Raw genomic sequence first — 14,433 nt, 5'->3', positions numbered from 1 at the left:
GCGTACACCATCGACAGAATTAACCGACTTCATCGACACACCCACCCCCGTCGCGGATGTAAATTGCGAAAGCGATCCGGTTTCAGGGGGCGGAGACCGGTTCGATCGACCAGTTCCAGTCGGCAGGAAAAAGTTCCAGTTGGCAGGAAAAAGTTCCAGTTGGCAGGAAAAAGTTCCAGTCGGCAGGAGAAAATACGAACGCCACGTGTGTAACAGACTGGACGGACCACGCAGATTGGATCGACTGTATGGCCGGCTGAATTGTGGAAACCGACGAGCGGAGAACGCATGATATAGAGAAACCATGATATTGGAGGCAGTACTCGGTTGCCGATTTCGTTCTGCGGGGCCGTTCTCGTTCTGCGGGTATCGGTTCGAGTCATACGCGAGGGGACACACACCACCGTCGCGGATGTAACGGGAAAAGAGTGGGTGGGTGTTCATCTGAGGCGGCAATTTCGATCGGAAAACCGGTCCGAAACCGCCATCTTACATCCGCGACGATGGTGTGTAGTCATCCAGACCCCCCACACACATACGGCCTTACAAACGCGAGGGGGGTGTGTCCCCGTATCATCTAAACCAATTATGCCGTCAACGGGCGTCAGACACGTGGCTGACAGCAATTCGTCGTACACATAATGGCTACTATTCTAGTATTATTTTCTAGTTTAGTTCTAGTTCAGTTCTAGTTTTTACTAAAGAGTGGATCGATAGTGGTACAGTGAACTCGTCAACGGGAACGATCGAACGCGTCACTTTTGAGGTCACGGTCGCTACTACCCAGTGAACCCCAGACGACGCCTCGATCGAAATCGATCCTGGCCGTCCCTCCGATCGTCGAATCCATGTCTGACGAACACGTCCCGACGACTCCACGAAACCGATCGCCGCCAGCCGTTGCCGTCGTGGACGCACAGACGCCCGGCAACGTCGGCACGATCGCTCGCTCGATGAAAAACTTCGGCTTCGACGATCTCCTGCTCGTCGACCCGCCCGAACTCGATCCGGAGGGCGACGCCTACGGCTTCGCCGGTCACGCACGCGACGACATCCTTCCGAACGCGACCGAGATCAGCTTCGCGGAACTCGTCGAAACCTATCACACGATCGGCTGTACGGCGGTCACGAACGAGGACGATCGCAGTCACACGCGATTTCCGTATTCGACGCCCGCCGACCTCGCAACGCGACTTCCGACCGTCGAGGCACCCACCGCGATCGTGTTCGGCCGCGAACGGGTCGGTCTCACTAACGAGGAACTCGCTCGAATCGACGAAATTTGCTCGATTCCGGCCAGCGCCGAGTATCCGGTTCTCAACCTCGGGCAGGCCGCGACCGTGACGCTGTACGAACTGCGATCGCTCACGCTCGAGGACGCCGACACGCAGCTACCGGATCTCGAACGCGTCCGCGCCCCCGAGCAGACGATCGATCGACTCTACGACCAGTGGGATGCCCTCCTCGATGAACTCAACCACCCTGAAGAAAAACGCGACAAGACGATGCGGATGTTCCGGCGCATCTACGGTCGCGCCGACCTGACCGAGGGAGAGGCGACGACGTTGCTGGGCATCGTGCGACGAGCGACTGAACGGCCGGCCGAGCGGTGACCTCGGCTGGCGCGTGACCATCCCGATTTCGTCATCGATCGTGTCTGTGACACATCGATGGTGTTTCTGACGGTTTTGTCATCGATCGAAACCAGCCTCGGTCGGATTCGACCGGACACTGATCGACGACCGTCCCGATTCGAGACGGCCATCACAGTAATGTTCCGCCAGTAACCACTGCTATTGAATGCGCGACCTACACCGACGTCGAGCACTGTGCCTCCTCGGAGCAGGCGCAGCAACGACACTTCTCGCCGGCTGTTCGGGTTCGAGTGACGACGCGGGCGATAGCTCCGGAAACGACGCCGAAGCGGGTTCCTCTTCAGACTCCGACGACGCGGCGGACACCAGCGACGATCCGATCGGCGGGCTTCCACCGTACGCATCCGTGCTGCGCGAGACCGATCGCTCGGACTACTTTTACGGCGCGATCGGATTCGAGACGATGAACGCCCTCAGCGACGGTGGTGATGCCGAAGGCGGGGACAAACCGTCGGATCCGCTGCTCGGCAATCCGATTCTCGTCGCATTTCTCTGCTCGTTCGGGTTCACGCAACTCCTCGATTCGAACAGCGCCGAGGCGTTCGCAGCGAACAACGAAACCGACGGTGACGAGACGCTCCTGTTCGTCGATGGCGTCTACGCGTTCTCCGGACGATACGCGCTCGACGGGCTGAAAACCGATCTCGAGGCGGCTGGCTACGTGATCGAAACCGACGCGGATGCGTACGCAGTGTACGCAGACCCCGACAGCGACGAAGTCGTCGGCGTCGGCGACGGCGTGTTCGCGTTCAACGCGTCGACCGACGACCCCGACTTCGACCCGGTCAGCGCAGTCGAGCAGACGGTCGCTACTGCGGCCGGCGATCGCGACGCCAAGCACGAAACGGACGACGGCTTCGAGGCGCTTCTCCGTGCCGGCGAAACCGATGACATCGTGCTCGGTCTCTATACGACCGCAGACGAGTTCGACGAGGCGACGATTTCGGGCGACCAGCAGGCTGACGACGTCGACGAACTCACCTACGAGTTCGATCCGTTCGCTGGAGCGGCCGGCGTTCACCAGCGCCTCTCGGTCACGAGCGACGACGGCTCCGCTCGCGGCAGCGCTGTCGTTACCTACACCGACGACGCTCGCGTCGACGAGGATCGACTCGAATCGATGCTCGGTACGGACGCCGACAGCGTCGTGATCGATCGCGACGGGGCGACGGTCACGGTCGATGCTGAGTACAGCGACGGAACCGTCGAGGAGTGACTGCTAGCGCGTCGTTTTCTCCTGTGAGCGTCGATCGCCGGAGATCGACTCTTCGGCGATCGAAAGCGACGTGTACTGGCCCGTTTCGCTAACAGTTCCGGTCCATCCGCAGTTCCCGCAGGCAAACAGTCCCTGTCCGTCGACCAGCGAGCCGCCACAATCCGGACACTCGCCGGGAGTGGAAGCTTCGAATGGCCGCTCCGTCGCCGGTTCGATCGGCGTCGGCAGTTCGCCGGTCCGGAGTTTCCCGATCGCGTCGTGGGTCGTGTACGTCCGCTCGTCAGTCGAGTGTGGGAACACGCCGACCAGTTCGTCGTCGACGTAGACCTTGAGCGATAGGAGCGGCGTGACGAGCATCTCGGTCCTCGTTCCCGTAAACTGCGACGTCGTGGTTCGCCGTCTGAACGGCGGTTCGACGCTCACGCCGCGACGATCGGCCCAGGCCGTAAACCGATCGTACGTCTCGAGAACCTCCTGGTGCGGAGTCGACCCGCTCAGCGAGACCTCCTTGGGCCAGCTTCGAAGCAGGAGGTCGTCGATCATCCCCTCGGATTCACACGCCTGTAGCGTCTCTACCTGACTGTCGATCGGTTCGAAGAGTAGCGGTGCCCGCACGTGGCAGACTGTCGTAACCTCGTCTATGGATTCGTTGCTCATTGGAACCACCCGGACGTGCGTTTCGGCCACGCTCTCCGTAATAAACGTTTTCGAGGCGAGGTGGACCACCGCCTTCACCGTACAGCGTCCGATCTCCGCCGCAATCGCCACGTCAGCGGTCGGCAGTATCCCGGCTCACGATCGTCAGAGATCGTTTCAGGACCAGTCCGTCGACCCCGATCTGGGGCCCGGCGGCCGCAGATCAGGACCGACGCTGAATCTCTTCACGCAAGAGGCGACTCACCAGATCGCCGTCCGCTTTACCTCGAAGTGCACCCATACACTCGCCCATAAGCCCGGAGAACGCCTGCATTCCTTCTTCGACCACCTGTTCTTCGTTTCGCTCGACGACATCGACGATGGCCTCGCGAACCTCCTCCTCGCCCGCCGACCCGAGTCCCGCTTCTTTAGCGGCCTCCTCGGCCGGTCGATCGGGATCTGCGGCCAGTTCCGCCAGCAGGTCCGGGATGCCCTCTCGGGCGAGGTCGCCGCCATCGGCCATTGCGAACACGTCGCGAAGATGCGTTTCTGTCAGGTTCTCGACCGAGACGTCGTCTCTCCGGAGTTCGGTCAGCGTCGATTCGAGCGTCGTTGCAGCCAGCGTCGGGTCGATGCCGTCCGCGACGATCGACTCGAACAACGACATCTGCTTCCCGTAGGCGACCTGCTCGGCCAGTCCCGCGCCGAGGTCGTACTCCTCCTGGTAGCGATCGACCTTTTCGGTCAGCAGCTCCGGTTCGGGCACGTTGCTCGGATCGGGTTCGACCGGCGGAACGTCGGTTTCGGGGTACATTCGGGCCGCACCTGGAAGCGGGCGGAGGTAACGCGTCGTCCCGTCGTCGTTCGCCCCTCGGGTCTCCTCTGGCACTCCTTCGAGTGCGGTTTCGGCCCGCCTCGCGACGGCCTCGATCGCCGACTCGGCCGTCTCGGTGTCGTCGGCGACGATCGCGACGGCGTCCTCGGGGCCCGCACCGACAGCGTCTCGGAGGGCGGCGACTTCGTCCTCGGTCACGCCGTAGGCCGGCAGTTCGTCGGTGTGGAAGATGCCGCCAGCGCCGTGGCGCTTCGCGTGATCCGAGCACTCGGTACCGAGGCGTCGATCGGGGGCGATCTCTCGGCCGATGATGCCGTCGAATCCGTACAGCGGAACGGCCATCACGGACCCACCCGACGAAAGTGCGCCGCTGATGACGCCACTCTCCGTATTCTCGAAGACCCCGGTTACGTCCTGGGTGTCGCCCACGGACCCCTCGCGCTCGGCCAACTCGGTGGCGATCGAGACGAGTTCGGCCTGCCGTGCGACCTCGTTCCGGACGATATCGTCGATGTCGTCGAGACTCTGGACACCTTTGATTTCGACGCGAGCACCCTCGGCGATCGAGACGTTGACGTCCTGGCGGATCGTACCGAGGCCGCGCTTGACTTTCCCCGTCGATCGCAGGAGCATCCCGATTCGCTCGGCGGCTTCGAGCGCCTGTTCCGGCGTCGAAATGTCCGGGCTGGTGCCGATTTCGACCAGCGGGATGCCGAGACGATCGAGGCCGTAGCGAACGCCCTCCTCCGTCTCCGCGACGCGCTGGGCGCTTTCTTCTTCGAGTAGCAGGTCTTCGATCCCGACGCTCCCGTCGCTCGTTTCGATTGCGCCGTCGGTGGCGATCAGGGTCGATCGCTGGAAGCCAGACGTGTTCGAGCCGTCGACGACGATCTTGCGCATGACGTGGGCCTGGTCGACGGGGACCATGTCCATCAGCTGGGCGACTTCGAGGGTCGTCTCGAGTGCTTTCTCGTCCAGTCGGTGCGGTGGCTCGTCGTCCTCCTCGACGAGACAGGTCGTCTCGTAGGCGAGGTACTCGAACTCGCGATCGACCTTGCTCTCCTCGACGGCGGCGTCGTCGAGTTCTCCGAGTTCGCTCCGCGTCGGATGGAGATAGCGCGTAAAGCGCCGCGTGGACTCCTCGGGTTCTCGAAGCTCCGTCGGACAGTTACAGAACAGCTTCGTCGCCGTATCGAGTTGCTGGTGGATCTCCAGCCCGGCGACGAGCCCGAGTTCCTCGTAATCGTACTCGGTATCGGTCATTATCGGCTCTGGGTGACCGAGGGGTAAAAAACCGTTCAGTTCCGCCGCCAGTTGCCGAGTGATTCTGCGAAACCCCAACCGACGCCGAGATTGTCTGTGCAGGCGTTCCCTGTGACAATACTGCGTTTTCCGTGACGACGCTGAGTTCGTCCGTATTCACATAGGGACGGTATTTTATATAGCGCCATATGATTTATCTGGTGCGCATCGGTTACGACCATCATTACAATCTAGTAACTAATCGGACGACATCGTCTAAACGCGGACGACGACCTGCCCCGCGAGATCAGTCGTCGGTCCACTCCACCGCCGACTCCGACGCCGATCGATCACCGTCACTCTCAGACCCCGTCGCCTCTGCACCGCTGGAATCGTCTGCTGATGCCGTCGCCCCTTCGCCGGGCATCGATTGGTCTGCGATCGCCGCAACGGTCTCGAGAATTCGACTGGGAGCGCCCTCGATCGCTCGATCGCGGAGTCGCTCGTATCTGTCGCGGGCACCGGGTCCGGCGAAGTTTCGCTCCTCGAACGGGGAGGTTTCGACGAGGACGAGGGAGTCACACTCCAGCAGGCGGTCGAGAACGACCTGGTTGCCGGCCCCGACCTCGAAATCAGCGACCACGACTACGTCCCGGTCGGTGAGCCGTCGATCGAGGGCGTCCCGATCGCGTCTCGACAGCGCGGCGAACGGTTCGACCTCGATCGCGTCGACACACAGTCGGGCGGCGGTCTCGGCGGCCACCGTGCCGCTCGCCACCGGCCCGAGACTCGTCTCGACGCCGGCCGCGTCGAGTCGGGCGACGATGCTGGACGCGGCCGTCCCGGTACCGAGCACGTGAACGCCGTTCGGAAGCGGTACCTGTTCGTCGGGCAACGCCGTCACCGATGGCGTTCCAGTTACCGGGTTCGAGGTGACCGTGGCGTTCGCGTCGAACGCGGTGCGGAGCGTCTCCGCCGAGAGGACGTCGGACGGGGGGCCGACTCGGTGTACCCCGCCGTTAGCGAGCACGACGAGTCGATCGCAGTACCGCGCGGCTAGATCCAGGTCGTGGATCGCCGCGACGACGGTTCGCTTCTCGGTGACGAGATTCCGAACCAGTTCGAGCGTCTCGATCGCGTGGTTGACGTCGAGACTCGCCGTCGGTTCGTCGAGCAATAGAACGGGCGTCTCCTGTGCGACCGCTCGTGCGAGGGCAACCCGCTTTCGTTCGCCGCCGCTGACCTCGTCGATCGATCGATCCGCGAAGTCGTCCGTGCGGGTTTGCTCGAGGGCTCGGTCGACGGCCGCCCGGTCGGCGTCCGACGGCGGCGAAAATCTGGATCGGTGGGGGTATCGCCCCATCTCGACGACCGTGCGAACGTCGAAGGAAAACGAGAGTTGCGTCTCCTGCGGGACGACCGCGATCAGTCGACTCGACGCCCGCGAGGTGAGTCCGTGGACGTCGGCGTCGTTGATGGCCACGCGCCCCCGATCGGGCGAGAACACGCCGCTGAGTGTGCGTAGCAGCGTCGTCTTCCCCGCACCGTTCGGGCCGACGAGGCCGACGAACTCGCCGGGTTCGACGGCGATCGAGACGTCGTCGAGGACCTCGACCTCGTCGAACGAGACCGCCAGATCCGTAACGACGATCCGGGCGGCGTCAGAGTCGCCGTTTGGCGGCGTCTCTCGGGTCACAGCGCGTGCACCTCCCGTCGTTTGAGCAAGTACAGGAAAAAGGGGGCTCCGAACGCAGCCGTGACGATACCAACGGGGACCTCCGCGGGTCCCGCTCGCGCGAGCGTGTCGGTCACGACGAGAAACGAGGCACCGGCGATCGCGCTCGTCGGCAGGAGGATGCGGTGGTCGGGACCGACGATTAGCCGCATCATGTGCGGAACGACGAGACCGACGAACCCGATGACGCCGGCGACGGCCACGCCCGCGGCGGTGACGACGCTCGCGATAGCCAGCAGGAGGAGTTTGGTTCGTTCGACGTCGACCCCGAGGTGGTGGGCGTCCTCCTCGCCGAGCAAGAGCACGTTCAGTTCGCGGGTATACGCACCGAGGACGACGACGCCCGCAACGACGATCGGCAACGAGAGCGAGACGTCGTTCCAGGTACTGTTCGAGAGGTGTCCCATCAACCAGACGACGGCCTGTCGGAGGCTGTCGCCGCTGTGTACGAGCATGTACGAAATCGCCGCACCGAGAAACGCCTGAACGGCAACGCCCGCGAGCAGCAGCGTCGCGACCGGAGTTCGTCCGCCCTCGGTCGCGATCGCGTACACGAGAAACGCCGTCGCGATCGCACTGATGAACGCCGCGGGTCGAAGCCCGATCGGAACGAGCGCCGGGAACGCGAGTGCCGCGACGGCACCCACCGCCGCGCCCGTGGAGACGCCGATAATCGACGGATCAGCGAGTGGATTGCGGAAGAATCCCTGCATGACCGTCCCCGCGGCGGCGAGGCCGAACCCGACCGTGGCTGCGAGCGCGATGCGGGGCAATCTGATGTCCGCGACGATCGTCTGGTGGGGAGCGTGGGTCTCGAACGCGAACACGCCGCTGTACTCGAGGCTGGGGACGGGGACCGACCAGCCCGTCAGAGGGGTCGCCCACGAGCCGAATCCGATACCGGACGGGACGACCACGGCGTTCAACGCGGCGAGGGCGACCGTGATCGGATCGATTTTGACCGGGCCGAGCCCGGCGCTAACGATGACGGTCCCGACGAGGAGCACCGTCAGTCCGAGCGACCACGAGAGAACGCGTCCCCTCAACGTCACACTGTTCAATCTCGCTTGCTTTAGGCAAATATTTGTTGGAGTGTGTTCCAGAGTAGACCTGATGCGAACCACTACCATCGTTCTGATGGCCGCGCTACTCGTCGTCGCCGGCTTCGCACCCGCGACCGTCGCGGGCGGCGCACCCGGCGCGACGCAGCAAGATGCCGACTGCGACTATCCGCTGACGCTCACGGACGCGACCGGCGAAGACGTAACGCTCGAGGAACCGCCCGAACGGGTCGTCGCCCTCCAGCCGAGTGACGTCCAGACCGTCTACGAGATCGGTGCCGAGGATCGACTCGTCGGAATGCCGATCAACGAGTACACCGACGCACACGACCCCGGCGATCGAACTGACATCGGCGTTCCCGACGACACGAGCATCGACGTCGAGACGGTGATCGATCTCGAACCCGATGTCGTCCTCGCCGCCGACGTGACGGAGGAAGGCGACGTCGAACAGCTCCGGGAGGCCGGCCTCACGGTCTACCACTTCGAGACCGAGATGTCGATCGACGACATTCGAGAGAACGTCCGGCTAACCGGCCAGCTCACCGGCGAGTGCGACGGTGCCAAAGAGCGCATCGACTGGATGGACGAGCGACTCGAGATCATCGACGAGGCGCTCGAAGACGAAGAGCGACCGCTCGCGTACTGGTCGCTCGGCTTCGGCTGGACGGCCGGTGCGGACACCTTCCAGGACGCGGTCCTGCGAACTGCCGGCGTCGAGAACCTCGCCGCGGAGGCCGGCATCGCGGGCTGGCAGGAGATCAGCGACGAAGTGGTCATCGAAGAAGACCCCGAGTGGATCATTTACGGCGTCAACGAAGAGGGTGCGGATCCCGGTCTCTCGGAGGGTGCGATGGCGACGACCGCCTACGAGAACGACCAGCTGGTCGCCGTCGACGCGAACCAGATCAATCAGCCGGCTCCCCACGTCGTCTACGCGATCGAAACGATCGTTCAGGAGGTCCACCCCGACGCCTACGCGGAGATCGAAGCCGAACTCGAGGCGACCAGCGAAACCGACGAGGCCGATGAGACCGACGATGCAGACGATGCCGACGAGACTGACGATACAGATGCGACCGCGGAGGACGCCGACACGATACCCGGATTCGGTGTTCCGGCAGTCGTCGCGGCACTGCTCGCCGTGCTCGTTGCCCACTCGCGCCGACCCTAACGCTCGACCGGCGCGGGAACCGATGCAACCGTTTTGAAAAGGGTTTACACGCAGGCCTCCAGAGATGACCGTATGGTCGAGAACGTCATCTGGCCCGCTTATCTCGATGCGGCGCTCTCCCGGGCCGAGGGTCGAAGAGTGGCCCAGGAACTGGCAGTCGAGGAGCCGACGGTCGACGAGATCGCAAAAGCCGTCCAGCAAATCGGGTACGACGCCGCGATCGAGCGGGACAAAGCGTACTCACGCGAACACTGGGCAGACCGCGGCCGCGTCGTCGTTCGGGGGGCGGACGACTCCACGAAAAACGATCTGGTGCAAGCCGTCGCGGCGTACGTCGTCGCGATGCGGGACTGATGCGCCGGGTTGGTCAGGTCGTCCGAATCGCACAGGGACTGGCGATCCTCCGGGCCGACGAGAGCGACGGTGACGACCACGACGAGATCGGGACGATGGTTCTCGACGAATCGCTCGACGGCGTGGGCCGCGTCGTCGACGTTTTCGGGCCTGTCGATCGACCGTACCTCGCGGTGACGCCCGACGAGAGCGTCCACTTGCCGTCGTTGGTTGGGTCGACGCTGTACGCCCGGTAGCCGGCGGAATCGACACCCGATAGCCGACGACCTCGACACCCGGCGATCGTCGATCGCCAACGAAAACACCCATACCATCGGGGTTCAAACGGCGGGTCATGAACGATCGGACGCGTATTCTCGCCGCCGTCGGGCTGACGGTCCTGTTGTTTCTCGGCGTACAACTCGGCGCGCTGGCGTTGATCGAGCCGTTCGACGAGTCGGAGCGCCAGGCCGTCGACGATCCGGAGAACCCGACGAACAGCATCGTCTACTTCGGCATTATTCTGGTCGCGACGGCGTTCATGCTCGCGGCGTTCCGGTACGACGTGCAGTGGCTCATCAGGGCGATGATCGTCGGCGTCAGCGTGATGCTCTCGTGGTTCGTGTTTAGCGAATTCGTCCCATCCGGACTCGGTCCGACCGCCGCTAGCGCGATCGCACTCGCCGGCGCGATCGGAATCGGGGCTGCCCTCCTGGTCTACCCCGAATGGTACGTCATCGACGCCACCGGCGTCCTGATGGGTGCCGGCGCAGCCGCGCTCTTTGGCATCAGCTTCGGGCTGTTACCGGCGATTCTCTTGCTTTCCGTCCTCGCCGTCTACGACGCGATCAGCGTCTACGGCACCGAACACATGCTCGATCTCGCAGAGGGGGTGATGGACCTCAAAATCCCCGTCGTCTTCGTCGTGCCGACGACGCTCTCGTACTCCTACCTCGCTGCGGGGAGCACCGAGGGCGTACTCGACGACGAGCATCACGACGCGGAAGCGGCCGATGAAACCGCGACGGAGACAGCGAGTCTCGAGGTCGAAGCAAACGGTCCCGACGCGACTACAGCCGATACGGACGGTCACGATGCGATTACAGCCGATACGGACGGTTCCGACACGAGCGAAGCCGCATCGACCGAGGCGATCGCGGACGATCGCGGAGCGGCCGAACCGGATCAGGAACCGGATCAGGAACCGGATACGGAACTGAACCGCGACGCGCTCTTCATCGGCCTTGGCGACGCCGTAATTCCGACGATTCTCGTCGCGAGCGCCGCCTCGTTTCTCGATGTCGGTACGCTCGACGTCCCGCTGATCTCGCTCAATATCGCCGCGCTGGGTGCGCTGACCGGGACGATCGCCGGTCTCCTCGTTCTGATGTACATGGTCCTCAAAGGGCGACCTCACGCCGGCCTGCCGCTGCTCAACGGTGGTGCAATCGCTGGCTACCTCCTCGGAGCGCTCGCCAGCGGCGTGTCGATCGCTGCGGCGATCGGGTTCTAGCACCCCTCTCTTTCGACGGGAGCCTTCCGGTCGCTCGGCTTTCGATCGCCCGAACCACGAGTTAGGCCCGATCGCGTTGTCACCCCGAGACGGTTTCCGCTTCCGTCTCGATCGTTTCGACGCCGCGGAACTCGAAGCGAGCGCCGCCAGTCTCGCTTTTTGTGACGTCGATCGACCACCCGTGTGCGTCGGCGATCCGTTCGACGATCGCGAGTCCGAACCCGGTTCCGTCCTGATTCGTCGTGTACCCCGACTTGAAAATTCGATCGTGGTCGTCGTCGGGAATCCCGTGACCGTCGTCGGCAACGTAAAACCCCTCGAATACGCCGCCCCCGCCCGAGCCGTCGGTTGCGGCCGGCTCTTCCGACCGCGATTCGGAGACGGCGTCAGGGTCGTCTGACTCGGCATACTCGACTTCTACGGCGTCGCTATGGGACCACAGAGGGCCGACAGTCACCGTCGGTGACTCGCCGCCGTGTTCGACGCTATTTCGAAACAGGTTCTCGAAGAGGTGTCCCACGAGATTCGGGGCGGCACGGATGGTGAACTGCTCGGGAACCGTCACCGTCGCGCTGTCAGTCCGGACGTGACTCCAGGCCGTGTCGACGGTCTCTCGAATCGAAAGCAACTGCTGATCCTTGAGTGAAACGTCCTCGGTCTTGACGAGCAACAACGCGTCGTCGATTATTGTCTCCATCCGATGAAGTGACGAAAGCAACGCGGATTCGGAATCGTCGGTGTCCCCATCGTTGCTAGCAGGTGCGGAATCACCGTCAACGGGCGTGGAATCACCGCCAGAGGTATCCTCGAGCGCGAGCGTCTGCGCGTGTGCTAGCGCGACAGCGAGCGGGTTTCGGAGGTCGTGAGAGAGGAGTTTCGCGAACGACTCCATGCGATCGGCCTGCTGGCGTGCCCGCTGTTCTAGAATCCGCCGTTCTGTGATCTCGATGTGCATTACGAGAACGTAGTGGTTTCCGTCGTGGACGTACGGGGTCGCTTGCATCATAAACCACCCGTCTTCCTCTGGCGTGTGGCACGGATACTCGAGTTCGAATCGCTCTGTCGTCCCGTTGACGACCGCTCGAATTCCCTTCGCCGTCTCCGCCGCGTCACACCCCTCACTCGCGTCACAGACCGAGAGATAATTGCTTCCGATATCGCCCGAACCGTTCAACAATCCCTGTTCGTTGCCGAACGTTTTCCACGCCTGATTCGTGTAGACGATCGTGCCGTCGCCATCGAGGATCGCGACCCGAGCGGGGAGGGCATCGAAGCCAGCAGCGGCGATCGACCCGGAACGTTCCATTGTGGTATCACTCGCCTGCAACTACTTGAATCGTTTTGCTACCTGGGTAGTCACGGAGGCTGAGATGATGTCGGCGGTGCCGAGTCGATGCGGAGGCGGACACACGAATGCGGCCGAACCGTGCCGTCTCGATCGGGGTCAGCAGTCCTACGGTAACCGGTAAGAGGGACCTTCGTCGGTGTCCTGAATTTCGATCCCCAGCGCCTCGAGTTCGTCGCGCAACTCGTCTGCGCGATCGTAGTTGCCGCCGGCCCGCTCTTGCTCTCGCACGTCGAGGACCAGTTCGATCACGTCACCAGCGAGGGTTGCGGTCCCCGTCGTCTCACCGACGAAGGAGAGACCGAGCACACCGCCGAGATCTTCGAGCACTTCGACCGCCCGACGAAGCCCGCGATAATCGTATCCAATGGCTTGGCTCTCGCCGTCCTCGCTCTCACTGTCCGTCGGCCTGGTGCTCTCCGTCGCTACCTCGACGTGTCGGTTGATCGCCGTCGCGATCGACAGCAGCGCCGACTGGGCCTCGCGCGTGTTGAAATCGTCGTTCATCGCCGCTGCGAACGCACCGCGGGCACGAGTAACCGCTTCCCGGAGGTCGTCGTCCGCGAGTTTCGATCGCGCGGCCGGCGAATCGATGGCGTCGACGGCGGTATCGTAGGCGCGTTCGAGCTGTTCCCAGCGCTCTTTTGCCTCGGCGATCGGCTCGTCGCCGTAGAGCTGTTTGCTGTTGTAGGAGCCGGCGGTAAGGAAGGTTCGGAGCACGTTCGTCCCCCACCGATCGACCGCGTCGTCGACGGTGACGAAGTTACCGAGACTCGAGGACATCTTCTCGTCGTCCATCTGGAACAGCTCGCAGTGGAGCCAGTAGTTCGCGAACTGCTGGCCAGTTGCGGCCTCGGACTGGGCAATTTCGTTTTCGTGGTGAGGGAAGACGAGGTCCCGCCCGCCGACGTGGAGGTCGAGCGTGTCGCCCAGGTGGGTCGTGCTCATTGCCGAGCACTCGATGTGCCAGCCGGGTCGTCCCTCGCCCCACGGCGAGTCCCACGTCAGGGCCGTCTCGCAGGCGTGTTCGGGGTCGGCCGCGCCCTCGTGGCGGTGCTCGCTGATGGCCGCCTCGTCGACGCCGTCGGCCTTCCAGAGCGCGAAGTCGGCCGGGTTGCGCTTCTCCGATCGCTCTTCGGGGTCTCCCTGGGATTCGATCTCGTCGAGTTCCTGATTCGAGAGTTTGCCGTACTCCTCGAAGCTGGTCACGTCGAAGTAGACCGAACCGTCGGCCTCGTAGGCGTATCCCTTCTCGATCAACGTCTCGACGAGGTCGATAATCTCCGGGACGTGCTCGGAAACCCGCGGGTAGACCTCCGCCCGCAGTAGGTTCAGCGATCGCATGTCCGCGATCGTGCGCTCGATGTAGGTTTCCGCGACGGCGGCCTCGTCCTCCCCGAGGTCGTCCTCGCCTACACGGGCGACGATCTTCTCGTTGACGTCGGTGAAGTTCTCGACGTGACGCACGTCGTAGCCGAGGTGCTCGAGCCAGCGGTGCATGACGTCGACGTGGACCCACGATCGCGCGTGGCCCAGGTGGGGCGGGTCGGAGACCGTCAGGCCACAGTAGTATAGCAAGACGCTTTCGGGGTCCTGTGGCTCGAACGGCTCCTTCTCGCCCGTCAACGTGTTCGTCACGTGCAGGGTCATTACGCTCCCTTTCCGCGGGCGAAAGTTAAACTGTGTGA

12 protein-coding genes are annotated in these 14,433 nt (G+C 63.4%); 6 read left to right on the top strand and 6 right to left on the bottom strand.

What is annotated here, in order from left to right; translation table 11 throughout:
- Positions 1–848 precede the first annotated feature (848 nt).
- Together AC6I6L_RS19190 and AC6I6L_RS19185 are read left to right on the top strand one after the other, a co-directional pair.
- Positions 849–1,613 carry an RNA methyltransferase gene (locus AC6I6L_RS19190; protein ID WP_497919379.1) on the top strand — a complete coding sequence of 255 codons (765 nt, stop codon included), beginning with the start codon at positions 849–851 and terminating at the stop codon, positions 1,611–1,613.
- Between the two features lie 187 nt (positions 1,614–1,800).
- Complete coding sequence (locus tag AC6I6L_RS19185) at positions 1,801–2,871, top strand: hypothetical protein (protein WP_497919378.1); 1,071 nt, start codon at positions 1,801–1,803, stop codon at positions 2,869–2,871.
- 3 nt (positions 2,872–2,874) lie between these two features.
- Here the strand turns inward: AC6I6L_RS19185 and AC6I6L_RS19180 are convergent, their stop codons facing one another.
- From AC6I6L_RS19180 to btuC, 4 genes are all read right to left on the bottom strand, one after another.
- On the bottom strand, positions 2,875–3,528 hold the full coding sequence (locus AC6I6L_RS19180; RefSeq protein ID WP_497919377.1) for an HTH domain-containing protein: 654 nt from the start codon (positions 3,526–3,528) through the stop codon (positions 2,875–2,877).
- Between the two features lie 202 nt (positions 3,529–3,730).
- Positions 3,731–5,605 carry a Glu-tRNA(Gln) amidotransferase subunit GatE gene (gene gatE, locus AC6I6L_RS19175; protein WP_497919376.1) on the bottom strand — a complete coding sequence of 625 codons (1,875 nt, stop codon included), beginning with the start codon at positions 5,603–5,605 and terminating at the stop codon, positions 3,731–3,733.
- Positions 5,606–5,891: 286 nt separating this feature from the next.
- On the bottom strand, positions 5,892–7,280 hold the full coding sequence (locus AC6I6L_RS19170; RefSeq protein ID WP_497919375.1) for a heme ABC transporter ATP-binding protein: 1,389 nt from the start codon (positions 7,278–7,280) through the stop codon (positions 5,892–5,894).
- Positions 7,277–8,371, bottom strand: a complete 1,095-nt coding sequence (gene btuC, locus AC6I6L_RS19165; protein ID WP_497919374.1) for a vitamin B12 ABC transporter permease BtuC — start codon at positions 8,369–8,371, stop codon at positions 7,277–7,279. The genes AC6I6L_RS19170 and btuC overlap by 4 nt, the downstream gene beginning before the upstream one ends.
- Before the next feature lie 61 nt (positions 8,372–8,432).
- Here btuC and AC6I6L_RS19160 point away from each other — a divergent pair, with 61 nt between their 5' ends.
- The 4 genes from AC6I6L_RS19160 (at position 8,433) to AC6I6L_RS19145 (ending at position 11,400) form a co-directional block, all read left to right on the top strand.
- Positions 8,433–9,554: a PGF-CTERM-anchored ABC transporter substrate-binding protein gene (locus AC6I6L_RS19160; RefSeq protein WP_497919373.1), complete on the top strand. Its 1,122-nt coding sequence runs from the start codon at positions 8,433–8,435 to the stop codon at positions 9,552–9,554.
- A gap of 72 nt (positions 9,555–9,626) precedes the next feature.
- Entirely contained in the window at positions 9,627–9,908 is a 282-nt protein-coding gene (gene srp19 / locus AC6I6L_RS19155) for a signal recognition particle subunit SRP19 (protein WP_497919372.1), read from the top strand.
- Entirely contained in the window at positions 9,908–10,144 is a 237-nt protein-coding gene (locus AC6I6L_RS19150) for an H/ACA ribonucleoprotein complex subunit GAR1 (protein WP_497919371.1), read from the top strand. The genes srp19 and AC6I6L_RS19150 overlap by 1 nt, the downstream gene beginning before the upstream one ends.
- 98 nt (positions 10,145–10,242) lie before the next feature.
- The gene (locus tag AC6I6L_RS19145; RefSeq protein ID WP_497919370.1) at positions 10,243–11,400 is read left to right on the top strand and encodes a presenilin family intramembrane aspartyl protease PSH; all 1,158 of its coding nucleotides are present in this window, start codon (positions 10,243–10,245) and stop codon (positions 11,398–11,400) included.
- A 79-nt stretch (positions 11,401–11,479) separates the two neighbouring features.
- On the opposite strand, the gene AC6I6L_RS19140 is transcribed toward AC6I6L_RS19145, so the two are convergent.
- Positions 11,480–12,706: a PAS domain-containing sensor histidine kinase gene (locus AC6I6L_RS19140; protein ID WP_497919369.1), complete on the bottom strand. Its 1,227-nt coding sequence runs from the start codon at positions 12,704–12,706 to the stop codon at positions 11,480–11,482.
- 147 nt (positions 12,707–12,853) lie between these two features.
- Positions 12,854–14,395, bottom strand: coding sequence for a cysteine--tRNA ligase (gene cysS / locus AC6I6L_RS19135; protein WP_497919368.1), 1,542 nt, complete (start codon positions 14,393–14,395; stop codon positions 12,854–12,856).
- Positions 14,396–14,433 lie beyond the last annotated feature (38 nt).

The sequence above is a fragment of the Halosolutus sp. DAT137 genome (genome assembly GCF_059736405.1).
This window is presented reverse-complemented; position numbering and strand designations above follow the sequence as displayed.